24 protein-coding genes are annotated in these 26,152 nt (G+C 42.6%); 8 read left to right on the top strand and 16 right to left on the bottom strand.

Features of this window, described 5'->3' with window-relative positions; translation table 11 throughout:
• Window positions 1–42: 42 nt before the first annotated feature.
• Window positions 43–1,416 (top strand): APC family permease, encoded by a 1,374-nt coding sequence (locus tag DNL43_RS07885; RefSeq protein ID WP_054769769.1) that lies wholly within the window; start codon window positions 43–45, stop codon window positions 1,414–1,416.
• A 60-nt stretch (window positions 1,417–1,476) separates the two neighbouring features.
• Here the strand turns inward: DNL43_RS07885 and DNL43_RS07880 are convergent, their stop codons facing one another.
• Both DNL43_RS07880 and DNL43_RS07875 read right to left on the bottom strand, forming a co-directional pair.
• Complete coding sequence (locus DNL43_RS07880) at window positions 1,477–2,430, bottom strand: zinc-binding dehydrogenase (protein ID WP_056981995.1); 954 nt, start codon at window positions 2,428–2,430, stop codon at window positions 1,477–1,479.
• A gap of 11 nt (window positions 2,431–2,441) precedes the next feature.
• Window positions 2,442–3,428, bottom strand: a complete 987-nt coding sequence (locus DNL43_RS07875; RefSeq protein ID WP_056981997.1) for a LacI family DNA-binding transcriptional regulator — start codon at window positions 3,426–3,428, stop codon at window positions 2,442–2,444.
• Between the two features lie 223 nt (window positions 3,429–3,651).
• Here DNL43_RS07875 and DNL43_RS07870 point away from each other — a divergent pair, with 223 nt between their 5' ends.
• The 3 genes from DNL43_RS07870 (at window position 3,652) to DNL43_RS07860 (ending at window position 7,351) form a co-directional block, all read left to right on the top strand.
• Window positions 3,652–5,343 carry a glycoside hydrolase family 13 protein gene (locus DNL43_RS07870; RefSeq protein WP_156645049.1) on the top strand — a complete coding sequence of 564 codons (1,692 nt, stop codon included), beginning with the start codon at window positions 3,652–3,654 and terminating at the stop codon, window positions 5,341–5,343.
• A 56-nt stretch (window positions 5,344–5,399) separates the two neighbouring features.
• A complete protein-coding gene (locus DNL43_RS07865) occupies window positions 5,400–6,368 on the top strand; it encodes an IS30 family transposase (protein WP_054769923.1) in 969 nt (322 codons plus the stop codon).
• A 134-nt stretch (window positions 6,369–6,502) separates the two neighbouring features.
• Window positions 6,503–7,351: a hypothetical protein gene (locus DNL43_RS07860; RefSeq protein ID WP_056982001.1), complete on the top strand. Its 849-nt coding sequence runs from the start codon at window positions 6,503–6,505 to the stop codon at window positions 7,349–7,351.
• A 120-nt stretch (window positions 7,352–7,471) separates the two neighbouring features.
• On the opposite strand, the gene DNL43_RS07855 is transcribed toward DNL43_RS07860, so the two are convergent.
• On the bottom strand, window positions 7,472–8,215 hold the full coding sequence (locus tag DNL43_RS07855; protein ID WP_054769138.1) for an SDR family NAD(P)-dependent oxidoreductase: 744 nt from the start codon (window positions 8,213–8,215) through the stop codon (window positions 7,472–7,474).
• 210 nt (window positions 8,216–8,425) lie between these two features.
• Here DNL43_RS07855 and DNL43_RS07850 point away from each other — a divergent pair, with 210 nt between their 5' ends.
• Window positions 8,426–9,112 (top strand): MgtC/SapB family protein, encoded by a 687-nt coding sequence (locus DNL43_RS07850; RefSeq protein WP_054769137.1) that lies wholly within the window; start codon window positions 8,426–8,428, stop codon window positions 9,110–9,112.
• 91 nt (window positions 9,113–9,203) lie between these two features.
• Here the strand turns inward: DNL43_RS07850 and DNL43_RS07845 are convergent, their stop codons facing one another.
• From DNL43_RS07845 to uidA, 13 genes are all read right to left on the bottom strand, one after another.
• On the bottom strand, window positions 9,204–9,908 hold the full coding sequence (locus DNL43_RS07845; protein ID WP_054769136.1) for an amino acid ABC transporter permease: 705 nt from the start codon (window positions 9,906–9,908) through the stop codon (window positions 9,204–9,206).
• Window positions 9,909–9,923: 15 nt separating this feature from the next.
• Complete coding sequence (locus tag DNL43_RS07840) at window positions 9,924–10,562, bottom strand: amino acid ABC transporter permease (RefSeq protein ID WP_054769135.1); 639 nt, start codon at window positions 10,560–10,562, stop codon at window positions 9,924–9,926.
• A complete protein-coding gene (locus tag DNL43_RS07835) occupies window positions 10,559–11,389 on the bottom strand; it encodes a transporter substrate-binding domain-containing protein (protein ID WP_056982004.1) in 831 nt (276 codons plus the stop codon). The genes DNL43_RS07840 and DNL43_RS07835 overlap by 4 nt, the downstream gene beginning before the upstream one ends.
• Window positions 11,390–11,415: 26 nt before the next feature.
• Complete coding sequence (locus tag DNL43_RS07830) at window positions 11,416–12,156, bottom strand: amino acid ABC transporter ATP-binding protein (protein WP_056982005.1); 741 nt, start codon at window positions 12,154–12,156, stop codon at window positions 11,416–11,418.
• A 469-nt stretch (window positions 12,157–12,625) separates the two neighbouring features.
• On the bottom strand, window positions 12,626–13,294 hold the full coding sequence (locus DNL43_RS07825) for a type 1 glutamine amidotransferase (protein WP_056982006.1): 669 nt from the start codon (window positions 13,292–13,294) through the stop codon (window positions 12,626–12,628).
• A gap of 16 nt (window positions 13,295–13,310) precedes the next feature.
• Window positions 13,311–14,135 (bottom strand): DUF6681 family protein, encoded by an 825-nt coding sequence (locus DNL43_RS07820; protein WP_054769133.1) that lies wholly within the window; start codon window positions 14,133–14,135, stop codon window positions 13,311–13,313.
• Window positions 14,135–14,761, bottom strand: coding sequence for a hypothetical protein (locus DNL43_RS07815; RefSeq protein WP_056982007.1), 627 nt, complete (start codon window positions 14,759–14,761; stop codon window positions 14,135–14,137). Before DNL43_RS07815 ends, DNL43_RS07820 begins: the two co-directional genes overlap by 1 nt.
• Window positions 14,762–14,835: 74 nt before the next feature.
• Window positions 14,836–15,279 carry a Fur family transcriptional regulator gene (locus DNL43_RS07810; protein ID WP_054769132.1) on the bottom strand — a complete coding sequence of 148 codons (444 nt, stop codon included), beginning with the start codon at window positions 15,277–15,279 and terminating at the stop codon, window positions 14,836–14,838.
• An 80-nt stretch (window positions 15,280–15,359) separates the two neighbouring features.
• A complete protein-coding gene (locus DNL43_RS07805; RefSeq protein WP_056982008.1) occupies window positions 15,360–15,917 on the bottom strand; it encodes a guanylate kinase in 558 nt (185 codons plus the stop codon).
• Between the two features lie 3 nt (window positions 15,918–15,920).
• Complete coding sequence (locus tag DNL43_RS07800) at window positions 15,921–16,349, bottom strand: bis(5'-nucleosyl)-tetraphosphatase (protein WP_056982014.1); 429 nt, start codon at window positions 16,347–16,349, stop codon at window positions 15,921–15,923.
• A gap of 14 nt (window positions 16,350–16,363) precedes the next feature.
• Window positions 16,364–17,503, bottom strand: a complete 1,140-nt coding sequence (locus tag DNL43_RS07795) for a cation:proton antiporter (protein WP_056982023.1) — start codon at window positions 17,501–17,503, stop codon at window positions 16,364–16,366.
• Between the two features lie 278 nt (window positions 17,504–17,781).
• Complete coding sequence (locus DNL43_RS07790; protein ID WP_054769131.1) at window positions 17,782–19,233, bottom strand: MFS transporter; 1,452 nt, start codon at window positions 19,231–19,233, stop codon at window positions 17,782–17,784.
• Window positions 19,234–19,339: 106 nt separating this feature from the next.
• Window positions 19,340–21,154 (bottom strand): beta-glucuronidase, encoded by a 1,815-nt coding sequence (uidA, locus tag DNL43_RS07785; protein WP_056982029.1) that lies wholly within the window; start codon window positions 21,152–21,154, stop codon window positions 19,340–19,342.
• Between the two features lie 154 nt (window positions 21,155–21,308).
• On the opposite strand from uidA, the gene DNL43_RS07780 reads away from it, so the two are divergent.
• The 3 genes from DNL43_RS07780 to DNL43_RS07770 are packed head-to-tail and all read left to right on the top strand — an operon-like array spanning window position 21,309 to window position 25,970.
• Entirely contained in the window at window positions 21,309–22,538 is a 1,230-nt protein-coding gene (locus DNL43_RS07780) for an AraC family transcriptional regulator (RefSeq protein ID WP_054769130.1), read from the top strand.
• Window positions 22,539–22,577: 39 nt separating this feature from the next.
• Window positions 22,578–25,013: a Xaa-Pro dipeptidyl-peptidase gene (locus DNL43_RS07775; protein ID WP_056982036.1), complete on the top strand. Its 2,436-nt coding sequence runs from the start codon at window positions 22,578–22,580 to the stop codon at window positions 25,011–25,013.
• 45 nt (window positions 25,014–25,058) lie between these two features.
• On the top strand, window positions 25,059–25,970 hold the full coding sequence (locus DNL43_RS07770; RefSeq protein WP_056982045.1) for a proline-specific peptidase family protein: 912 nt from the start codon (window positions 25,059–25,061) through the stop codon (window positions 25,968–25,970).
• Window positions 25,971–26,152: the final 182 nt, after the last annotated feature.

Genomic DNA, 26,152 nt, shown 5'->3' with positions numbered 1-26,152 from the left:
TGTTTGAGTCATTCTTAAGATGAGAAGAGAGGAAGAATAACCATGAAAGAACAAAAAGAAGTAACGTTGGACAGAGACCTTGGCCTCTGGTCAGCGTTAGCCCTTGTTATTGGAACGATTATCGGTGCCGGTGTCTTTGTTCGCCAGTCCGCTGTACTTGACGACGCCGGCTCAACATCAATGGCCTTATTTGCCTGGCTGGCAGGTGGTATTTTAACCATTACCGCCGGATTGACCATCGCTGAAATTGCCTCTCAAATGCCTGAAACCGGTGGCCTCTATGTCTATATGGAGCGAATCTATGGAAAGCTTTGGGGCTTCTTATCCGGCTGGATGCAGATTATCATCTATGGCCCGGCGATGATCGCGTCGCTTGGCGCCTACCTGGCAATCTTATTATCCGATTTCTTTGGTTTCCCAAGTAAATATAATGCCATTTTGGCAATTGTAACCGTCATTTTAGTCGGAATTCTTAATTTATTTTCTAATCGATATGGTGCAACGTTTGCTATTATTACGACTATCTGTAAATTGGTTCCAGTTGCCGCTTTGATCATTTTTGGTCTGTTCTTCGGAAACGAAAATGCATTCGGCCAAAGCCTGGTTCACGTTCATCAATCAGCCGGAAACTTCGGTGTCGCAATTTTGGCAACGTTGTTTGCTTTTGATGGATGGATTCTGGTTGCCAACTTGGGTGGTGAAATTAAAAATCCACGCAAGCTGCTTCCTCAAGCCATTACATTTGGTATTTTGGCTGTGTTGGTCGTTTACCTTCTTGTTTCTTACGGTGTTTACCGTTCCGTACCAGCAGAACAGATTCATCGTCTGGGCACCAGTGCCATTCCTTATATTGCCAACCAAGCCTTTGGTGAAGTCGGTGGTAAGATCTTGAGTATCGGAATTATTATTTCGATTGTCGGCTGTATGAACGGTAAAATCATGACGTTCCCACGGATTATGTACGCAATGGCCAAACGTGGCCAGTTGCCATTCTCAAAGACTTTGTCATACTTACATCCAAAGTCACATACCCCAATCTTCTCGACCGTTGCCGAATTAATCATCGTTGCCATCATGATTGTCTTCTCCAATGCCGATCGTTTGTCAGAACTATGTATCTTCACCGTTTACTGCTTCTACGTTATGGCATTTGTCGGCGTCTTCTTGTTAAGAAAACGCAATCCTAATCAACACCGAGTATTCTCAACCCCATTCTTCCCAGTTACGCCAATCTTGGCAATTGGGGGTTCACTGTTTGTAATTGTCAGTGAAATCATGTCGGATCTGCCTGGTGTATTGACCTCATTTGTCTTTGTTGCTGTAGGAATTCCGGTATTTTATTACGAAACCAAGAAATATCGTGAACAACAAGCTGCGATTGATAAAGCTAATTCATTAGAGAAACAAGATAACTAATTAAAATCAAAAGGACTGGAACAAAGTAAAAACTTTGTTCCAGTCCTTTTTTGCGATTATTTACGGTAAAACGATCACTTTACCAAAGCTGTCGTGGCTGTCCAAATAAGCTTGGGCATCCGCCGTATGTTTCAAATCAAAGGTTTTGGTTGGGGCAACATCAATCGAACCCCGCTTGATAAGGTCAAACAACTGATCAAACGTCGATTGGTTCAGTGCTCCTGATGAGAAGCTTGTGAGGTAAGCCCCGTGCAGACCATAAATGGGTTCCCAATGTGTCAGGTCCCAGACGCCACCAAGTTCACCGGTGATGCAGGCAATGCCATCTTCTTTAACCGCCATCATCGAGTTGGGCAGCGTTAATGGGCCAACCAGTTCAAGCAGGCGGTCATATTTTTCACCGTTGGTGTCGATCCGATTATCTTTATCTAAAACCACTTCGTCAAAACCAGCTGACTTTAACTCATCAGTCTTTTCCAAGTGACGGGTTGAACCAACTAGTTTAATTGAAGGAACCATTGCCTTGGCCAGCTTTGCAGCAGCAACCCCGACACCACTGGTCGCACCACGAACCAACAGCGAATGGGCATCCCCCAGCTTGAGCTTCAGTAAAGAGCCAAACGCCGTGCCGTATGTTTCGGGAACCGCAGCTAATTTGGAAATGTCCAGACTTGTCTGAACAGTAAATATCCGCTTGTTGGGTAACAAGGCGTATTCAGCGTAACTGCCGTCAAAGTCTCGGCCCATTCCACCCATTGTGGCGATCACCATTTCACCTTTCTGCAGGCGATCCGGATCAGTGGTTTTAACCACTTCTCCGACACACTCAATCCCTAAAATGCGGGGCAGCTTAACTGTCGGTGACCAACCATTTCTAGTGAAAATTTCAGAACGGTTAATCCCAAATCCCTTAACTTTCAGCAACGTCCAGCCATCTTTGACCTCTGGCATCGGTACTTCTTCATAAGATAAGGCGGTCGGTCCACCCGGGTGACGTAATACGATTGCTTTCATTATATCGTCTCCTAGACACTTTCACGTTCAACTATTTTAATTGGGGTATACATCGAATAGAAATCTTTAAAGGATTCACTGACCAACATGTCCATCCCTTTAGCCCCCATCTCATAAAATGACTGGGTAACACTCGACAACTTGGGCCGGACAATATCGCAGAGCTGGGTTCCGTCGACGGTCAGAATTGCCAGCCGATCCGGAACTCGCATCCCATAACTGTTTGCCTGATTCAAAATCCCGATGCCTGCTATATCACTTGAAGCAATCACAGCGGTTAAAGGTGTTTGGCTGCCATAATGCTTCATTGCCGAAACGCCATCCTGATAAGTAAAATGACCATCACAAATCCAGTCATCTTCAAATTGGAGCTGGTTATCACGCATCGCATCACGATAGCCCTCATAACGTAAATTACCAACAAATGAGTGCAGGTCGGTTGCGGCAAAGCCAATCTTCCGATGTCCCTTGGCGATTAAATATTTTGTCGCCTGATAACCAATATCGAAATCATTAGACGAAATAAACGGGAATTTACCATTCTTTAACGTCATTGAAATGAAAATAAACGGAATATTGGCGCTCTCCAACAATTCGTCATTTGACGGATCCAAGTCAATGGCAACCAACAAGATTCCCATCACCGATCGTTCAATCACGGTTCGAATGGCTTTTGCCTGAATATCAGCGTCACCTTCACCGGCAAAAATAATCATGACACTCAAGTCACGAACTTTGGCCCGTTCCTGAATACCTTTTAGAATCTGATCGGCAAAGTTGGTTTGCGTCGAGCTTACCAAAACGGCAATCACCTTACTGCGCTGGGTGACTAATTCAACCGCACTTGTATTGCGTCGGTAGCCAAGCTTTTTGACTGCCGCACGGACTTTTTTGGCGGTTTTCTCTGAATAAAACTCTTTTTGATTCGATAAGACCCGGGATACAGTTGCCGGAGAAACCCCGGAAACACGGGCAACATCTTTAATTGTGGCAGCCATGGATTCACCCCTTTACCAGCATTATTTTCGAAAATTCATCAAAATTAATTATACCACAGAGCTTAAATTTCATTTTTTACTCAAACGTTTGTGATACCATGAAATAAGGATGGCAGTCACTTGGAATTCAAGTTGAATCATCAAAAAATGGGTGCTGGATTTTACAGAACCGATTGCCTAATCCGATTAATCTATATGAAGTAAAGCGGAGGTATCGATATTTATGACACACAAATGGTGGCAAAACGCCGTAGTTTATCAAATCTATCCACAGAGCTTTCAAGACAGCAATCACGATGGCATCGGCGACCTTCCCGGGATTGTTAAACGTTTGGATTATTTAAAAAAATTGGGCGTCGATGTATTATGGCTCAACCCAATCTATGACTCTCCTTTAAAAGACAACGGGTATGATATCGCTGATTATGAAAAAGTTCTGCCAACGTATGGATCCATGGCTGACTTTGATGAAATGCTTAAACAGATCCACGCTCACGGACTGAAACTCCTGATGGATCTAGTCGTCAACCACACGTCAGACAAGCATCGCTGGTTCCAAGAAAGCAAACAGTCAAAGGATAATCAATACGCCGACTACTACATCTGGCGTGATCCAGTCGACGGCCATGAGCCCAACAACTGGCACGCTGCCTTTGGTGGCCCTGCATGGACGTATGTCCCTGAACGGGGCCAATATTACCTGCACTTGTTTGCGCCGGGTCAGCCGGACTTGAACTGGGAGAATCCTAAAGTACGAGAGTCAGTTTGGAACATCATGCGCTTCTGGTTGGATAAAGGCGTTGACGGCTTTAGAATGGACGTTATCAATTTAATTTCCAAACCCGCCGGATTGCCGGATGCCCCCGAACCTGCAACCTATGGAATGGTGGAAGATTTAGTCGCCGATGGCCCAAAATTAAACGATTATCTGCATGAGATGAACGATAAGGTCCTCTCACACTATGATGTTATGACCGTCGGGGAAATGCCCGGGTCAACTCCTGAGGATGCTATCGCGTACACTGGTTTGGATAGTCATGAGCTCAACATGGTCTTCCAATTTGAACACGTCCACCTATCCCCCAACCCCGATCCGCGCTTGGGAAAATGGGATGACACGCCTGTTAAATTAACCGAACTGAAAAAGGCCCTCTCACGGTGGCAAAAGGCCTTGGACGGTAAAGGCTGGAATAGTCTGTATTGGAACAACCATGATCAGCCGAGAGCCGTTTCACGGTTCGCAACCGATGATCCAAAGTACCGGGTCCGAGCTGCTAAAATGCTGGGTACCACCCTTCACATGATGCAGGGAACCCCATTTGTCTATGAAGGTGAAGAGTTGGGCATGACCAACGTTAAGTACACCAGACTGGACCAATATGAGGACCTGGAGGCTCTCAACTCCTATCATCAGATTGTTGATCAAGAAAAAATCATTGATGGTAAAACCATGCTCAAATATATGGCTTGCCGTTCCCGTGATCATGCAAGAACGCCAATGCAGTGGGATGATAGTTTGAATGCCGGCTTCTCCGATGTCAAGCCCTGGTTTGCATTGAATCCCAACTACAAGCAAATTAACGCCAAAGAAGCAATCGATGATAAGCAGTCAGTCTTCTACCACTATCAAAAGCTGATCCAACTGCGTCATCAGTCTGATTTGATTAAGTTCGGTAGTTATGAAGAACTTGATCCCAGTGATGATCAAGTATTCGCCTATCGTCGCCGTTACCAAGGCAAAACATTATTGGTATTGAGCAACTTTACCGCCCAGGCCGTTAGTCGTGATTATAGCCAAGCAACCGCTTCTGATTTGCTGATTAGCAATTACGATGATGACAAAGGGACAACCCTTCGGCCATACGAAAGCAAAGTTTATTTATTCCCTGTTTGTAAAATTAAGTTAGAAATTTAAAAAGCCATTTGTGATAGACTTTTGAGTGTTGAAATCAAAAGAAAGGCTGATCACAAATGACCTATACTCATCTTACCATAGACGAACTCACTACAATTTATTCCTTTTGGAAGCTCAATAAAAAGGCTTACCGAGTAGCACCAGCACTCCACCGGAGTGCTGAAACCGTTTATCGCATCTATCGTTTTCTTGACGCTGGCGGTACGCTTATTGATTACCAACAACATTATCGACGGCACAAACAACATTGTGGGCGTAAGCCCATTCAACTAGCCCCTGATGAACTGGTTTATATCCAAGCCAAAATTCAAGCGGGGTGGCAACCAGATACAATTATTAATCGCCACGAACGTTCTTTTAGCTGCGGCGTACGAACCCTATATCGCATTTTCAAACATGATGCTTTTGGCTTGTTCGCCAAAGATTTACCCATGCATGGTCAGCGTCACCCTAATGGGTACGTTGAACGACGAGGAAAAGCTGGGCAATTGGGCAGAGATTTAAAAACCCGTTATCAGGACTATCCTAATTTTAAACGAGAATTCGGTCATTTAGAAGGCGACACGGTTCAAGGCAAAAACCATCAGGGTGCCGTAACCACACTGGTTGAACGGCAGACCAAGGTCGCAATTGTTTTGAATTCACATACCAAGTCATCACAAAACGTCAATCGTAGTTTAGCAGCCTGGTTGACGAAGCTGCCACGCCACTTGTTTAAGTCCATCACGTTTGATAATGGTAAGGAGTTCGCCGGTTGGCGAACGATTGCTAACCAGTTTGATTTAAATATTTACTTTGCCGCTGTAGGAGCACCCAATCAACGTGGGTTGAATGAAAACACCAACAACTTACTTCGTAAGGATGGGTTGCACCATGATCTCATCATGGACCAGCTATCAGATGAATTTGTCCAGGCTGTTGCTAGTCGACGGAACCATATTCCCAGAAAAAGTCTCAATTATCAAACACCACTTGAGGCATTCGTAAATCAAATCACTGATGAGCAGCTAAAATTTCTAACTTAATTTGACATTTGAAGATTTAAATAATAAGATTGGATTGAGCAGCTATCTTGGGCTGCTCTTTTTTTGCGGTGGCAGTTGTGTGGTATTCTACACGTAATGACTATATACAATACTTTTGAGGGGGGATATTCATTATGAAGAAAAGAATCATGTTGGTTGCGCTAGGATTGCTTGGCAGCGTCTGCTTAACAACTTCCAACGTCTCGGCCCAAACAAAGGGGCTTCACAGATTGACATCTCACTGGGTCAATCAACATGCAAAAACTCAAAACAATATTAATCGTTATTACCGATTGAACCAAAACACCAAATCCGGCCCATTCAAAGGTTCGAAGGTCATTCTTCCAAAGGGAACCATTGTGAGTGGCAGTATTATCAATGATAGTGCCAGCAAAACGCACAACGCCTTTGTGAACGGCCAGACCGGTTTGAGTTATGCCCTTAAAAAACGGGTTGGCATGAAGAAACCCTGGACCCAACTTGTTTTCTGGCAAACATACATGCTATCCAGGTATCCGCGGGTCAAAAAGCCTGCATTTATGCCGGCACTTGGTGAAGGCGTCTTTTATACCGGCGGTGTCAAATCATTTACAAATATGGCCAAAAGATACAAATCATCCAGCAGTGCGCTTAGGCTTACTTCAGATGGTTATGTCGAGTTCTATCAGCATCGAAATCAGCCTTTGATCACCACTTATTATGAAACTTTTGCATATAATCAAAAGCCGATTTCATATGCCAAAATTAACCATACCCTGGTGAAGGGATCCAAAACTTATCTTTATTACAGTCACAATCTTAAAGGCGTTAATGATCAGAAAGTCCGCAAGTCAGGCGCGTACAAATACCGTTTAACAATCCACAACTTGCATACGCCTTATCGCTACACGATTCACTACGACACTGCCTATGGGAGTATGTACACCATTGGTGGCCATCACTTTTATAGCATGCCGTTAAAATCTGAAAACTCCGGAGAGTAATCTTCACAAATCAAAAAGGTTTCCGTTCAGTCTGATCTAAAAACTGAATGGGAACCTTTTTAAATTCAATAAATGCTAATTTCAATTGATCCTCAATACTTTAAACTGACAATTTATGAGCTAAATCGAAGTGTACCCACCGTCCATTACCATGGTGTCACCTACGATAAAGGAAGCATCATCACTTGCAAGGAAGGCAACACCCTTGGCAATTTCTTCCGGTTTGCCCAGTCGGCCAAGTGGGTGAAGTTTTGTCAATTTCGCCTTAAGCTCTGGATTAACCGCACTGAGTAATGGGGTGTCAATATAACCTGGAGCGATGGCGTTAACCCGAATGCCCTGCTTTGCATATGTTGCAGCCAAGGTTTGAGTTAAGATCTTAACCCCACCTTTGGCAGCTCCATACGCGGTAATACTTGGCATTGCAACTAAACTGTGAATGGAGCCGGTATTAACAATTGCACCGCCATTTCCTTGTTTCAGGAATTGTTCTACGGCGTATTTGTCAGCCAGATATACACCAGTCAGGTTAATGTTGATTGTTTTTTGCCATCTCTTCAAATCCAAGTCGGTGATGTCACCGTCGTCAAGGATGCCGGCATTAGCAAACATTACGTCCAATTTGCCGAACTTCTCAACAGTCTTTTCAATCAGGTTTTTAATCTGATCTTCTTGAGTCACGTCTGTCTTAACGAATAAGGCGTTGTCATCAGTATTCAAATCTTCAATTACTTGTTGTGCTTTATCTGAAAAATCACCAACAGCAACTTTTGCACCTTCTGATAGAAACTGTTTTGTTGTTGCCAAACCGATTCCAGAACCACCACCGGTAAAAATTGCTACTTTTCCATCAAATCTTGCCATAATGATGCACCCCTTTCAGTGACCCATAGCGTGATTAAGCATTTGACAAGCATATTGTAATCGTTTACACCGTTTTTAACAACCAATTAGTCCTAAAAATGACAACTTTTTTGATGCCTAGAGTGCAGATGATTTAAGCCAATTATCTTTTTATTTTTGGCAATCGACGGTCTATAATCGAACTTAGTAATAATAAAAGGAAGGATGCCCATGACCTCATACGTTTTATATCAATTGGAATGGATATTAAGGCTACTTGTGTCCGCAATCTGTGGTGGAGCAGTCGGCTATGAACGTAAGGTGCGACTGAAGACCGCCGGGATTCGAACCCACATGTTGGTTGCGGTTGGATCGGCATTATTCATGATCATTTCCAAATACGGGTTCTTTGACCTAATGGGCCGAAAAACAATTGCAATCGATCCTTCACGAATTGCCGCTCAAGTTGTAACCGGAATCGGGTTCATCGGTGCCGGTGCTATCATCACCCGCAATCATAAGATCGATGGATTAACAACTGCGGCCGGCTTGTGGGCAACCGCCGCAATCGGCCTGGCAATTGGTGCCGATATGTATGTGATCGGAATTGCCGGTACTTTAATTATTCTAATTACCCAGACAATTGTCCGCCGAATCAAAGCCCTCAAGCACTATCCAAACCGTTCAATGATTCGACTCCAAGTCACCATTACCGGTCAACTAGCGGAAATGAATGAGCTTCCCGCAAGGCTAAAAGAGATCGGCGGTTTAGACAGTAAAATGCGGATTATCGAATATAAGCCGGACTCATTTTCATTGGAAATGCAAGTCAGATTAAAGCGAAAAACCAATCCTGACGAGTTCATCAAAGAAATGAGTGACTTGTTGGATGTTCGCCAAATTGACGTATTGGATTAACACACTGAATTAATCAATAAAGAGGTTTGCCTCAACCATTTCAATAATGGCTGAAGCAAACCTCTTTATTTTAACTATCTATTCAATGATTCTATCTTTCGACACTTTGAACAACTTCTTCAACTTCACCCGACTTCTTGGCAGTGCCAAGTCTGTGGTCGAGGTATTGAGAAAGCAGTGACAGTGAGTAACACACGATAAAGTACATGACGGCCAATGCCAGGAACATTGGAATCGTGTAGTTGGTGTTTTGCCCATAAATGATTTGCGCGTGGTTCATCAAATCAGGCAGCACAATGATTGTGGCCAATGATGTATCCTTAACCAAGGAAATAAATTGACTAACAATCGCTGGAATCATGTTCTTAATCGCTTGAGGCAAAATGATGTATCTCAATGCCTGCCAATAAGTCATTCCCGTTGATCGGGCACCTTCCATTTGACCCACTGGAATTGAAACAATTCCGGCACGGACAATTTCGGCGACCATCGCCGACTCAAAGACGGCCATCGCAATGACTGACGCCCAAATTGGATCCGGCTTGAAGCCGATATTTGGCAACCCAAAGTAGGTAAAGAAGATAATCAGAATCAATGGTAAGTTCCGAATAATATCGATCACAAAGCCAACGATCGCTGATAAATATTTAATTTGAACATATCTGATAATTCCTAAAATTATCCCGAATATGTAACTCAGAATAATCGAACAAACGGAAACCAGGACAGTAACCCAAGCCCCTTCAAGAAGGAACCTGATGTTAATCCATGAATAAGCACCTAAGACTGTTAACATATCTCGATTCCTCCTTTATGCCAATTTCTTTTCAAGATAACGCATGTAATAACTCAACGGCAAAGTCAAAATCAGATATAGAACACCGACACACAAGTAAGTGCTCATACTTTGCAATGAATCAGAAGCAATGACGTTACCTTGATACATCAAATCAAATCCGGCAACAAAGGCTAAGACAGACGAGTTCTTAACCAAGTTGATGAACTGGTTGCCCAGTGGTGGAATAACGTATCTAAATGCTTGCGGTAAGACGATGTAACGCATCGCCTGCCAGAAACTTAATCCATTGGCACGAGCGCCTTCCATTTGTCCGGGATCAACTGATTGAATACCTGAACGAACGGTTTCGGCGATAAATGCTGAAGAGTATAAAATCAACCCGATTGTCCCTGAAACAAAACCACTGATTTCCACAACGTACATTGGAATAACAACGTAGAAGAACATCGTAATAACCAGCAATGGAATGTTTCGGAATACCTCAATATAAACTTTAGCGATAATTCTTAAAAACTTGTTAGGCACAACTTCCAAAATGGCAAATCCTGAACCAATGATCAGGGCGAAAATCAATGCAATAATACTGCAGAGAAGCGTTTGACCCAAGCCATACAGGAGCGCACCACCATAATTTTGAAAAATACTTATCATCGTTCTGCCCCCTTAAAGTCAAATCCTTTAACTTTGTGGAACCATTTGTAGAGAAGCTTGTTGTACTGGCCGGATTGTTCAACCTTGGTCAACGCGTTGTTCATGGCATCCCTAAACTTGCCTTGGCCTTTGTCAACCGCAATTCCATAAGGTTCTTTGGTGAATGTCCCACCAACAACCGAATAACCTGGGTTTTCAATTGACATACCATAAAGAATACCGTTATCAGTCGTTAACGCTTGACCCTGACCAGACTTCAATGCAGTTAACGCTTGAGAATAATCGGTTAACTGAAGCACCTTGGCTTTCGGCGCAAACTTCTTAATATTTTGAACTGAGTTGGAACCAACAACTCCAAGAACGACATCGCCATTCTTGTTTAAATCTCTAACGTTTTTGATTGGACTGCCGTTCTTAACAAGGATCGCTTGTCCGGCATCAAAGTATGAACGAGAAAAGTCAACTTGTTTTGCCCGCTCCGGCGTGATGGTCATGGTTGCCATGATGGCATCGATATTACCATTTCTCAACAGCGGCATCCGGGTCTGACTGGTAACTTGAATAAAGCGGGCTTTGCCATCCTTACCCAGGATTTGCTTGGTCATCGCTTTTGCCAGGTCAATTTCAAATCCTTTAATCTTATTGTCTCGTACATCCATCAAACCGAAGAGCTTGGTATCGGCTTTAACACCCCAAGTAATCGTCTTGGTCTGTTTGTCATCACGCAACACATTTTTCTGGGATGCGGAACTCGAACAGGCGCTTAAAGAGACGACCATTAAGAGCAGGGTTAACAATAACCCAATTCTTGATATGATCTTTTTCATGACGCAACCTCCAAATAATGAAATTTTTAATGTGTAATGATTTTTCCAAGGAATTGTCGTGCACGCTCATTGGAGGGTTCACCATCAAAGAATTTTTCACTGGAATCGTCTTCCAAAATTCTGCCGTCATCCATAAAGATAACTCGGTTGGCAACTTCACGGGCAAATCCCATTTCGTGGGTAACAACCAACATTGTCATATCGGAATCTTGCGCAATTTCTTTCATAACGTTCAAAACATCATCAATCATTTCAGGATCCAACGCACTGGTTGGCTCATCAAACAATAGGCACTTTGGCTTCATGGCCAATGAACGGGCGATGGCGATACGCTGTTGCTGACCACCTGATAATTGAGCAGGTAATTTATTAGCTTGGCTTTGAAGACCAACCTGATCCAACAATTGCATTGCCAACTCTTTATTTTCCTTTTCAGGACGTTTCAAAACAATTCGTGGTGCCAACATAATGTTTTCAAGAACTGTCTTATTTGCATACAAATTAAAATGCTGGAACACCATGCCGACGTTCTTACGGATCCGGTTAACATCCGTTTTCTTATTAGCCAAATCCTGCCCGTTGACGATTAACTTACCCTTTTGAATGGGTTCAAGTCCATTAACCGTTCGAATCAATGTCGATTTACCAGAACCTGAAGGACCAATTAAAACAACCGTTTCACCGGCTTCAATCTTTAAATTGATGTCCTTTAATGCATGGAAATCGCCATAATACTTTTGTACGTCTTGAAATTCGATCATTGCCATGTCATTTTCCTCCAATGCTTTAGGCTAATTATTAAAATTGCCTAAGAATGTTACTACATCCATGATATGTTAAAAATTTTGATAGGTCAAAAAAATGTTCCAAAAAGTTTGGCCTCATGTTACATTTTCTTCCAATCGCCAAGTCAAGCAACCATGCGAACTGTTGCCCCCACGCATCATAAATGTATATTTTTGGGTAATTACTTAATTATAATTCACAAACCATGAAAAAGGAAACCCTAAGTTGCATAAAATTTAATTTAATGTTCATTTTGAGTGCGAAAAATGAGAATGTAAATGGCAAAAAGGAAGAGAGTGGGACAAAAGGCGTTTTGATCCCAGAATTTATGTTCTTAAATGGCCGGGATCAGCCGATTGATCCATGTTTTAGCAAAGTAATATGCCATTACAAAAAAAGAGGATGAGGCAAAAGCATACACTTTTGTCCCATCCTCTTACAATTAAAAAGCTATTTTTCTGAAATATAATCAAGAATCTGAAACATCACATTCTTATTTTCTGCTGGAACTTGGCGTGCTAAAATCTCATCAGCCGTTTGATGAAGAACCGAGCCTTTAATATACGGGAAATCGTTGACCACCATTTCTCGGACATTGTCTTCCTTGGGTTCGAAATGAAACTGTAAGCCGACAACCTGATGATTTAAAACAAAACCCTGGTTAGCCAGATTATCACTGGAAAATAAAAGATCAGCGTTTTTTGGCATTTCAAACATATCTTCGTGCCAGTGCAACGCAGTCAGCTGACTCGGCAAACCGGGAATAACTTCGGACTTCCGGTACACCGGTGCCCAGCCGACTTCTTTAGCGGGGCCTTTGGACACTGAGCATCCCAGTGTTTTTGCAATTTGCTGGGCCCCAAAGCAGGCACCAAAAATGGGTGTGCCATTATCAAGCAGTTCCTTAATCAAGTCCCGTTCTTGTTGGATCCACGGTAAATCATCGTTGGGACTCATTGGTCCTCCGAGAACAACTAACATATCCGTCTGTTCGACGGTGGGCAAATGTCCAAATTGATATGGATGATAAATATACATTGTGTGGCCCTTTGCGTGAGCCCAATCCTGAATCGAACCGGGTCCTTCATTTGGGGTGTGCTGCAAAACGTTGATTCTCATGATAATTCCCTTTCACTTACATCTTCTTGTAAGCAACCATTGCTCTTAATTTATAATCTTGAGGGTCCTCGATAACACCGGCACGGCCAATTTGTTTGTACGGGCCGCCAACCAATGTCACGGATGCCAAATACAGCTTAACGTGGGTTAAATCCAGTGAACTGACTGATTGAAGTCCAACCCGTCTAATTTCACCGACCGGATAAGTTTCCGCTTGATTTAAGCCACAGTAAACAACCAGCGATGCGCCCTGACGCTTCATTTCGAAGTATGGAAGTAAGACACCCTTGCCAATTGCATAAACCGGCTTACCGTTAACCTTCAACAATTCAAAGATTTTCCGGTCGCTCATTCCGTTATAGTCGGCATGAAACAGCTGCTGTTGTTCCATTTGAGCGACAAGCCGGTCAACGTTAGCCTGTTGAGTGGGGCTGACTTCGATTTTTGCCGGCAGCAAATGCTGGTCGTCAAATAATCCATTAGTAGGAACATTACGTGTTTCAGGGATCACCGTTGTGCCCATTTTTGAATCAACCTGGGTTTCTTGAGAATGCTCCTGAATATGCAGTGTCTTGGCCAATTTTGGTGAAATATCAAACCACGGCTGTTTCTTCGTAAAGTAATAGAAGAAGTTGCAAACAGTGAAGTACATCAAAATAATGGCCACCAGCAATAACAGAATGCCTTTGGTGAACATCTGATTATGCAGGAATCTGAAGCTGACGTAGAACAAATAGATATCGCCAAAGAATCCAAGGACCGTGTAAATTCGGCTTTTAAGGGTAACGTTAATATTAAAGTACCCCAGGTAGTGGTTAACCATGTCCAAAAAACTAAACATTAGTTACTCCCCTCCCCTGAATTACCGGTAACGACATCCGCATCAGCGTTGGCATTCGTGTTGGTATTATTTTTTTGAGTCGTCGTATCATTGGTGCCAGACGTCGTATTACTGCTGTCACTATTGGTCTGGGTATTTGAATTGGAATTCGTGTCACCATTAGTATTATTGGTGCCACCACCAGTCGTTGTCCCTTTGTTGGTCGAGGTTCCCTTATTGGTTGTCCCGCCATTTGTAGTGGACTTGTTTGTATCCGTATTCGTGTTGGTGTTGTCATTGGTATCGTTGTCGGTTGTCTGGTCACTAGATGAATCGGCGTTCTTTTCACTCTCAGCTTTTTCAGACGAAGCTTTGGCTGCAGATGATTCTTCAGCCGCCTTTTTCTTCTCAGATTCTTCTTTTGCCTTTTCCGCTTTGTCTTTGGCATCAGAATCTTTATCTTTGTCCTTATTCTTCTTGCCATAAATTGAGTCCGAAATTTTCTTTTGATGGGTCGTTTGAGTGGTCCTAGGGGTTCCTTCATTGGTGGACGTCACATTATTGACCACAACGTTGGTAGCGCCAAGTGCCAAAGAAATGGACAGAATTGCAAACGGCGTGATTAATGGTGGAATTCTATTATCCATTCAAAAAACTTCCTTACTAAAATTTTGTAGCCTCAATTATCGCACAATAATCTGAAGGAATTCTAAATAATTCGTTAATTATTCATTAAGTTGGCACATTGTGGGCACAGGCCATAGATCTGGAACAGATGACCCGTAACTTTGCAGCCGGCTAACTGGTTGGTGATTTCAGGGCTTAATGGACAGTCCTTAAGCTCAATCACCTTGCCACAGTTACTGCAGATAAAGTGATGGTGATGCTCGTGTTGAAAATCACACTGGAACTTAACGGAAGCCCGATCGCCCTGGACTTGTCGTTCAACAATCCCGAGATTGGCAAATTCGGAAATGTTGCGATAAATCGTGTTGTGACTCATTTTGGGAAATGTTTTCCGCATGAAATCATCAATGCTGGTCACTTCTACGAATTTATGCGTTGCAGTTCCCACCAGAAATTCAATCATGGCCCGACGTTGTTTTGTGATCTTAAAATTATTTTCTTTTAAAACTTGAGTAGCTTGTTCAATTGATTCAGGCATACTGGTCACCTCTAATAAGTAATAATTACTGTTTATTGCATACTACCATAATCCCCGTGCGGCAACAACCAAACGGTCGTCTAGTGCTGATACTTTTCGACGATCTCATCAATCCGGCGGCGGGTTTGATTCAAATCATGGTTGATGACTTTATAGGCTTTTTCCTGCAATTCATACGGCATTTCCAAATCACGATTGTATTCCTTGCTGCTGATCCGTTTGGCAACCATTTCCGCATTGTCGCCACGGCCCTGCATGCGTCGTTGAAGTTCATGAGTATCTCCGACCTGTAGAAAAATGATGACAGCCTTATCACCCAACTTTTTCTTATATGTAATCGCTCCTGCCGTGTCCAAGACAATTGTAGCGAACGGTGATTTTTCCCAGGCATTTTCAAGGCCTTCATAAGACGAGCCATAATAATGGCCGGCGTAGTGGACTGATTCCAAGAAGTGATTGTCAAAAAAAGACTTATCATCTTCGAAATAATAGTCGACTCCGTCTCGTTCGTTAGCCCGCGGCGGTCTGGTGGTATGGGTAATTACCCGTGCCATTTTATATTTATCATGTAAGTAGTCACGTACGGTTGTCTTGCCGCTGCCGGCTGCTCCCGTAATGACAAACACTCGATTTTTCATCGCTTAGTCCTCAATATTTTCTTTATCACGAATGTATTCATCGGCACTTTTGAGTAGTTGACGCAAGTTATCGTAGGTCAACTTTTTGTAGGCATCTTCGTAATCAAACCAACCAAAAGAATTGATTTCTTCGTCCTGCTTGCGCACTTTAACTTCTGGTGCAACCCGGCTGACGTAGAAAGTCACGTCTTTGTGGTGGCCATTCTTCATATCATATTCAACTTTTTGCTTAAAATTCGAGTCAATTTGAGTTTTTAAGTTGGTTTCTTCCCGAATTTCCCGAACGGCAGTTTGAATCAAATTTTCGTTCGGCTCAACATGACCTTTAGGCAGCCCCCAGAAGTCTGACGTTGCACTTTGCAATAACAGATACCAAATCTTACCATCTCTAATTTGATAAACAACTGCTCCACTTGCATATTCAGTAACCATATTAACTCTCCCCTTTATACCTTCATCGTTTTCTTAAGTAACAGCGGTGCCACAATCGTTGACAGGACAATGACAATAATAATCTCCGAGTAAAGATTCTTGGCCATCAGGTTGGCTGACAACCCAATCTGGGCGATGATCAATGCCATTTCACCCCGAGATACCATTCCGGAACCGACGATAAATGCACTGCTCCAATTCATTTTGGTCATCCAAGCACCAAGCGCACCACCAAATAGCTTCGTGGCAATCGCCAAGAGCGTCATGATAATAATGAAGCCTAAATTTTTAATGACGTTATTAAATTCCATGTCCAATCCGATGCTGACAAAGAAGATTGGAATAAAGAACGTGTATCCAACCGAACTGACACTGCTGGAAATTTCAGACTGAAATTTAGTCTGAGAAACGGCAACCCCGGCAAAGAATGCACCGACTACCGAGCTTAATCCCAGTGCGTCCGCCGACCAAGCCATTGTTAAACAAAGTGCCAATGACGTGATGGCAACCGATCCGTGAACCGGCAAGCGTTCTGCCACCCGTAAAATGACCGGCACTACCCATTTGACCAAGATGATCACAACTAAAAAATAGATCAATTGATAGATGGTTGCAACTAATAAATTAGAGGAACCTCCGCCACCAACGCCAAATGAGCTGACGAAAATACTCAGCAGGACAACGGCGATAATATCATCAACCACCGCGGCTCCCAAGATAGTCGCCCCTTCTTTGGTGTTCAGCTTCTTAAATTCCCGAAGAACTTCGACACTAATTGAAACGGATGTTGCGGCAAAAATAACGCCCCAGAATATTGAACGTTCAAAACCCTGGCCCATTATTTCACCATAGATGTAAAAGGTTGCCATCGGGGAAAGAACCCCGATCGCCGCAACACTGATGGCCGGCTTGAAATATTTTTTTAACAGATCAAGGTCACTTTCAATTCCGGCAATAAACATTAAAATAATCACGCCGATTTCTGCTCCGGCGTGCATTAATTCCGTATTGTGAAGGACCCCGAGAATTCCCGGTCCCAAAATAACTCCGGCAATTAATTGACCAATCACGGCAGGCATCCCCAAACGTTGACTGATCGCAGCCGCTAGTAATGTTGCAATTAAAATTAACGCAATTTGACCCACAAACGCCATGTAAAAACCCTTTCTATAATTGAAGAAACTTCCTTAATCGACTTTTATATGTTGCACTAATCTTAACATATGAATGAGGCGGGTTCTAATTAGAAAACGATAAATTCAGGGATCCAATTGATTCGTTGTTGAGGAGATAAAAACCAGCTTTTCTTTTAGTGTCGTTTCTAAGATGGAATATAAAGTTGCAAATAAAATAATCCAAACACACTGTGTGCAAAAAAGGTCCTCAAACGATGAACGCTGAGAACCTTTTGTTTTTTACCTTCTATTTCTGTTTACCCCTGTGGATGATTGATGACACCTGCATCGGTCGTCTCTGCTTCCAATGATCCCAGAATCACATTTCCTTCACTATTATCTGATTCCTCATCCATTTTCTGGACAGCTTTTTGTTCTTCCAACTCTTTCACAATGGCATCATGTTTCTCATCGGTCAAATCGTATCCAAAGTAAAATACCAAACATGAGATTGCGCTAGCAATTGCGGGAATCAAGAAGTAAACGGCACTGATTCCTGAAATTGTGGAAGCTGATTGCTGCTGGTTGGCAACGTAACCTGTCATTGTCAGTGCTAGGCCTGGAATAAAACCAGCCACACCTTGCGCAATTTTACGAACAAAACTGTACCCGGAATAAATAATACCTTCGGAACGAATACCAGTTTGAAGCTGTCCATATTCAATCACGTCATTAACAAATGCAAAGGCAACTGTGCCACTGAACCCCAAGAACATGTATGAAATAGTGTTTACGACCAAATATGGAACAACTTGACGGCCGGTCACAAAGAAGTTCACAAGTTCCGCAATGATAAAACCAATCGTAGCGTAAATGGCAACGTTCTTCTTACCAATTTTCTTTACCAAAGGAGTTGCAAAGATCACGGCGGGGATAATTGACAATGCACTTAACAAACTCACAAGACTTACCAAGCCAACCTGTCCCAAGACGTATTGGAAGTAGTAAAGTTGGATACCCATTTTGAGGAACATCGAACCAACACTTAAAATTGTAAAAATTGAGAGAATGATGAAAGGCCGATTGGTTAGTAAACCTTTGATTGATTTGACGCCATCCCCCTTCTTACGTGGGGTATGATCAATTATCCGCTCGTGGGTTCCGGTATAACAAAGAATTTGAGAAATCACCCCAGCTGCGGCAAAAAGCGCAACAGTACTAATATACCCAATTTTTGGAGTGGCAAAGATTGCTACCATGGGAATAACCACTGCACCAGTTAATAAAGCTGCCATTTGACCAGTCAAATTCCGTGCAGCAGCCAATGAAGTCCGATCACCCGAATCCATTGTCATAGCTGCTGCTAAAGATCCATAAGGAATATTTACGACTGAGTAAAAGAATCCCATGATGTTATACGTCACAAAGGCGTAAACAATTCGACCGGTTTCACTAAAGTTTGGCGTAATAAAACAGGCAACCGTGGCAATTCCCAAGAATAGCAATCCATATAGAATGTATGGCCGGAATTTACCGCGTTTGGAAATGTGCTTTCGAGAATCTACGAATGCACCCACACTTGTGTCAACAAACGCATCAAAGAATTTGGCAATCAGAAATATTAAGCCTCCCCAATATGCAGGAATTTGCAGTACGTCCGTATAAAACTTCAATAAGAACAGCTGAGCAAATTGAAACATTAACCCATTTCCCAAGTCACCAAGCCCATACGCAACCTTTTCGCCCATTTTTAACTTTTCCGATTTCATTGTTAGTTCCTCCTTTAAACCTATCAGGGTTCTTGTTAAGCGCTTCCATTTTTGCAATAAAAAACCGGTCCGCGCGGAATCACGTGTTCCGGTTCAAATAATCACACTATTTCTTTTTATAATCAAAGTTGGGAATGTTTGTCCATCGATTCTTCAAGTAGCGCACAACCATCTTCGGCTCACGGGAGCGAGTGAAGATTCCCTTCTTGTTCCCTTGAACACGTTGAATACCGAATTTTGTCTGGAAGTCAGCAAAGTTCCAAAGCTGTTCGCCGACAAAGTGTGGAAATTCATCAAAGACTTTGCTTGCCATCCGATAGTAATCTTCTTGGAACTCTTCGGAAAACGGCTCGTCGTAGTTGCTGTGAAGTCCTGGAATTGTGTCGGCACCATACTCGGTATACATAATTGGTTTATCCGGGAATTTCTCAGAATATTCTTTTAACTCATCACGTGTTGCCCTCTCTGCAGTTTCGAGGTCGCCATTACCAACGTACCAACCGTAATAACGATTCAAAGCAATAACATCAACTAATGAAATGCAATTGTCAGTTTTTGGATTGGCCATCATGATACTCGTGTATGTGCATGGACGCTTTTGGGGATCTAGTTCATGCGCTTCATCAAACAATGGTTTGAAGTATTCATAAGCACCCTTGGAAAATGTTGCAGCTTCATTGGCAATCGACCACATGGCAACACAAGCATGATTCTTGTCACGATCGATAATCTCTTTGATGACCTGTCTATGAGCTTCAGCCGTCTTTAATTTGGTCCAAGTATCGTCTTGGTAGTCGTCGCTTTCAAGCATTGAAACATCAAATCCAAAGCTTGTCATCAAGCCAACAGCAGGTGTTTCGTCAATCACAACAATTCCTTCTCGGTCACACAAGCGCATCATTTCTTCTGAATATGGATAATGGGAAGTTCGGAACGAGTTTGCCCCCATATCTTTCATCAAGTGAATGTCCAATACGTTCACGGGTTCATTAAAGCCACGTCCATGGACATACGAATCTTCGTGCTTACCAAATCCTTTGAAGTAAAATGGCTTGCCATTAATCAAGAATTGGGCATTTTTCACTTCAATTTTTCTGACACCAAATTCTTCCGAGTAAGTATCAACGACTTCTCCATTTTCAATCGCATCAACTTTTGCAGTATAGAGATAAGCATGCAGCGGTTGCCACAAATGGGCATCAACAATTTGTAATGTCTGATCAACACCGGTTCCACTGGCAACTTGAACACCATCTTGGTTCAACAATGTAACCTTAACCTCATCAAAATGACCTTCGGTTGCAACCTTGATATGAATATCCGCGTTGGATTTTTCCAAGTCAACATCGGGAACCACAGTAATGTCACCAATGTAATCTTTGGGAGTTGAATAAATTTTGACAGGTCTTTGTAATCCGGCGTAATTGAAGAAATCAAAGTTTTCGTCAACGTGACGCTGAATATGCCCATCTTTATCTCTGGTTTCTGAATAATTTCCAACAGGCAAAGTCGTGTAATCAAGAATGTTACTCAATTTAACAGTTAAACGGTTGTTACTATCTTTTAAATAATCGTTGATTTCAACCTCAAACGGTGTAAAGCCGCCCTTATGATGGGTAATTTCTTTCCCGTTTAGATAAACCCATGCTTCATGAGTGGCCGATCCAAATCGCAAAACCAACCTTTGGCTTCGTAATGGCTTAGCGATATCAAAGTTGGTTTCACACCAAACAAATCCATTATGTTCACGAATCTTTTTGGAAGCCGTTTGGTCATTGAACGATGCTGGAACTGATATCACATCTTCAATTGGTAATGGCTTTTTCGGATCGATAGGGTTAATTTCTTCATCGATCATAAACTTCCATAGGCCTGATAAGTCCAATAATGTTCTGCTGGGTGTTGTAAGTGGATATAACATTTTTAATTTCCTCCATTTGGCTAGTAATCTTTAAATTATTTCTTTTCAATGTCTTTACTATAGGCTAGAATCAAGATAGATGCTTATCCTATTTTTACATTTGTATCACTTTAATGACTTTTTATGTAACCGCTAACAAAAAGAAGAATTGCTTATGCTAACGAACAATTATGGTTCAACTGCTGATTTGATCCATTCTCTAACCCATATTGACATCATGGTTCTTGAAGCCAGTGGTCATCCGATGTTTAAGATTCAGGAGAATTGGTTACCAGAATTCCAGCAATCTTCAAAGCTGCAGACAATATTCACTTACGCGCAAAAGTATCAATATCCGGACTACTTTACCTACACCGACCCGGGACAACTCAACTACGTGACTCTCAAGCTACCCACCTCGGCAATTAAACAGCCAGTTGTGATACTCGGCCCATTTCTGACAACTGCATTTACGATTGATGAGGTGAATGACATTATCGCTGAAAATGGCTATAACATTAGTGAGCGCAGTCAATTAGAGCAGTTCTACCAAAGCTTACCGGTGCTTTCATCGACCCAAATCAATGATCTGGGGACGTTACTGGTGAATTTATTTTCCAAACCTTTGGTTCCAGCAACGCAGGGAGCTAAACTCATTAGTAATAATCCACCAACTCCCAAGGCGGGTAAAATCATTGACACGGAACATCAGCAGCAAATTGTAAACAACTATTTAAATGAAGAAAAGATCACCAATGCGATTGCATCGGGAAATGAAGTCGCCGTCAGACAATTAAGCCAAACGATGACTAAAATATTTGATTCTTTTTCAAATCGGATTCCCAATAAACCACTTCGATCATCTAAAAATATCTGTTTTGTGTTCAACACAATCTGCAGAATTGCCGCCCATAAAGGTGGGGTGCATCCCCTTTACCTAAATGACATTTCCGAAAAATATGCCCTATTGATTGAGAAACAGGTTAACTTACAGGGGCTCCACACGTTGGTCGTTTCAATGACGGATGAGTACTGTAAGTTGGTTCAACAAGTTTCCACCAACGACTTTTCGCCGATGATCAAACGGGCAGCAGACTATATTTTATTAAACCTTGGCCATCCCATTGTTTTAGATAAAATTGCCGAGTCAATCGGGACTAATCCATCCTATCTTTCCAGAAAATTTAAACAGGAAGCCGGGTTGACGATAACCGAATATATCAATACCCATCGGATTAAGGAAGCTAAGCAGTACCTGAGTAGCAGTCAGCCATCTATTACCGACATTGCCATGATGGTCGGATTTAACGATTTAAATTACTTCATCAGGGTATTTAAGAAAGTGACGGGTAAAACGCCATCACAATTTCGCCGCAAGACAACCGGTGCACCGGCTTCAAAGTAATGTATAATAGCGATAACAATCATTTCAGGAGGCTATTACATGAAAATCAATCAGTTTGCTTATGTTCCTACTAGTCACGAAAAGATCGTTCAAGAACTTGCAGATATCCATTTTCTCACTTCAAGAACCAAGAAAATGGCCGATCCGGTGATGTTGTACCGGCAATTATTACTCAAGTTCTTCATTGAAAAACAAAGTTTGGCTACCCGGATTCAAAAAGTGTCTAATTTGATGGCAACTCCCAAGCTCAATGCTTATGAGTACACCACCCAATCGGACTCGGTATCCAAATTAGCTTTCTATAATGTAGCTCTACAGTTGCTGGGATTTGAAGTCGGCTTGGATTTTGAGCTGACCGATCCATTTAAAGCAATGAAGGAATTCCATCTGCCAACTGCCATTGTTGATGACACCCTGGACCGCAACCAGGTCATTGACGCCTGGTATAAATTACTTAATACCCGCACAAAATTTGGTCAAACTTTAATCGACTACTTAGCAGGCCAGGGCTACTATCACCAATTTTTCAGAACGAATGACTTAAAGCGGCCATTGATTTTTAACGGCAAAGCTCAAGCGGTCTCCGATACCAGCAAGCTGATTCATGACGTCGTTTACGTTGAGGCCCCGCTGGATACCGATCATGACGGTAAACGTGATCTATTGAAGGCCGAAATCATTCGTCCTGCCGATACCGAAGATGGGATGAAGGTCCCGGTTGTCTTCACTGAAAGCCCCTATGATCAAGGAACCAACGATAAACAAGCTGACGCTCTCACCCATGATGTCAATAAAGAAAAATTAACCCGCAAAGAACCCAATGATTTGACCTACGACGATATCAAGTTCGATTATGATAACTCCAACCTTCCAGCTCCCCGTGAAGTCAAGGAAACCAGCAAATCAGCCGAAGAGTCATTCGTTAAGACATGGACGTACTCATTAAACGACTATTTCCTGGCTCGCGGTTTTGCGGTTGTCTACTCATCAGGTGTTGGAACTAAAGATTCCGATGGTGTCCGGACAACTGGAACCCCTGATGAAACACTGAGTGCCACCTCAATTATCGAATGGCTGCATGGCGATCGTCATGCATTTACCAATCGAAACGACCAAATCGGTATCGAAGCATGGTGGTCCAACGGCAACGTCGGCATGACCGGCCGTTCATACTTGGCCACTCTTGCCACGGCTTCTGCCTTAACCGGGGTTAAAGGATTAAAGACAGCCGTTGTTGAAGCCGGCATTTCAAATTACTACGATTATTATCGTGAAAACGGTCTTGTCGTTGCTCCCGGCGGCTTCCAAGGTGAAGATGCCGACGTTCTGGGTGAATTAACATTCAGCCGTGAACAATCAGCTGCAGACTATCTAAAAATCAAAGACACTTGGCTGGATCAACTCAAGAAGCTGACAAGCGGCCAAGACCGAAAGACCGGCAGTTACAACAGTTTCTGGGACAACCGGAACCTGCTTAAAGACGTGAATGTTAAGGCCGATTTGATGTTGGTCCACGGCTTAAATGACTGGAACGTCAAGCTGTCACACGTTTACAATCTCCGCAATACTTTGAAGAATGAAAATATTACCCAAAAATTAGTTCTCCACCAAGGACAGCACGAGTATTTGAACAATTTCCGTTCAGTTGATTTCACGGATATGGTCAACCTTTGGCTAACCAACAAATTGTTGGATGTTGATAACCAAGCCAACAAAGTGCTTCCGGATGTTTTGGTTCAAGATAACGCCGAACCCGAAACATGGACGACTTACAAGGATTGGGGTGGTGATGCTGACGTCAATAACATTTCACTAAATGACGGCCGCTTTACCAACCTTAACGAAAACCACGTCTTCAGCGACAAGTTACCGGATGATTTGTTTAATGAATACATTGACAACACCAAGAAATGGCAAAAGGCACTCTTTACCAAGAACCACTCCAAGTTAGACAAGCACGCGATTAAATTAGTTTCACAACCGTTAGATCGGGATATTACAGTTGATGGTCGGGCAAAGATCACTCTGCTGGCTGCAAGCAGTGCCGATCTCGGTTTACTAAGTGCCGCTTTGGTGGACTACGGTGATGAAAAACGTCTGACGGCCGTTCCTCAAGTTCTTTCGGCCCAAAAGATCATTACCGGTTATCAATGGCGCAAGGATGATTTGAAAGAATTCCTGCCAGAGAAGCAAGTTACCGCGTACAAGAAATTTACCGACTGCCACATGAACATGCAAAATCGAACCAATAATTACAAATCAGACGATTTAAAGCCTGGCCAGTATTATAATTTCACAATGGCCTTTCAACCAACCTTCTGGCGCTTGCTTAAAGGCCATCAATTAGGGATTATCATTTACGCAACCGATATGGATTACACCATCCGCAGTAACCAGGACATCTCATATACATTTGATCTTGGTGCCTCAAAAATTAAGCTTCCCCTACTGCCTTTCGATGATAATCAACAGTAAATGTGATATGCTTTTTATAAATAATAATAAGGATAGGTGATTTTGATGAAACAGGGAACAAAGATCATTACTTTGGATAATGGCTATCACTTATGGACCAATACCCAAGGAACCGGTGACATTCATTTGTTGGCATTACACGGTGGACCCGGCGGTGAACATGAATATTGGGAAGACGCTGCCAAGCAATTGAAGAAGCAAGGCTTGGACGTTCAGGTAACCATGTACGATCAATTGGGTTCATGGTATTCAGACAGTCCTGACTTCAGCGATCCAAAGAACCGCAAGGATATCTTGAACTACGACTACTTCTTAAATGAAGTGGATGAAGTTCGTGAAAAGCTCGGTTTGGACAACTTCTATCTGATTGGCCAATCATGGGGTGGATTACTGGTTCAAGAGTACGCTGCCAAATTTGGTCAACACTTGAAAGGTGCTATTATTTCTTCAATGGTTGATCGAATCGATGATTACACCAAGCACTTGGAACAAGTTCGTGAAAAAGCCTTGACCCCTGAGCAAGTTGCCTACATGAAGGACTGCGAAGCCAAAGGCGATTACGACAATGACAAATATCAATCATACGTTGATATTTTGAACAAAGGTTACATTGACCGTAAACAACCTTCAAAGCTTTCACATTTGATCGACGTTACCAACACCGATATCTACGGTGCCTTCCAAGGTGATAACGAATTCGTTGTTACCGGAAAGTTAGCTGAATGGAACTTCACCGACCATTTGAAGGACATCAAGGTTCCTACCCTGGTTACCTTTGGTGAACATGAAACTATGCCTATCGAAACCGGTAAGCGAATGGCTAAGATGATTCCAAACGCCAAGTTCGTTTCAACTCCAGAAGGCGGTCACCATCACATGATCGATAATCCGGATGTTTACTATGATCATCTGGCAACCTTTATTCGTCAGGTGGAAGCAGGTACGTTTAATAAATAATAGTCACATAGTCGTTTGAACAATAAATAGTTGGGATTCAACCTCGTTAAAACCGGCATTAAGCTAGTCTTTAACCAGATTGAATCCCATCTTTTTGCTTTTTAAGTTGACAGATGTAAACTTCAGAGATATGATAATCACAGTTAAAGTTTACACATGTAAACTTAAAGAAGAAATGGAGA

The organism is Lentilactobacillus kefiri (assembly GCF_009739535.1).
GTDB classification, from domain to species: Bacteria; Bacillota; Bacilli; order Lactobacillales; family Lactobacillaceae; genus Lentilactobacillus; species Lentilactobacillus kefiri.
The sequence above is the reverse complement of the archived record's forward strand: the minus strand, read 5'-3'. Positions and strand labels throughout refer to the sequence as shown.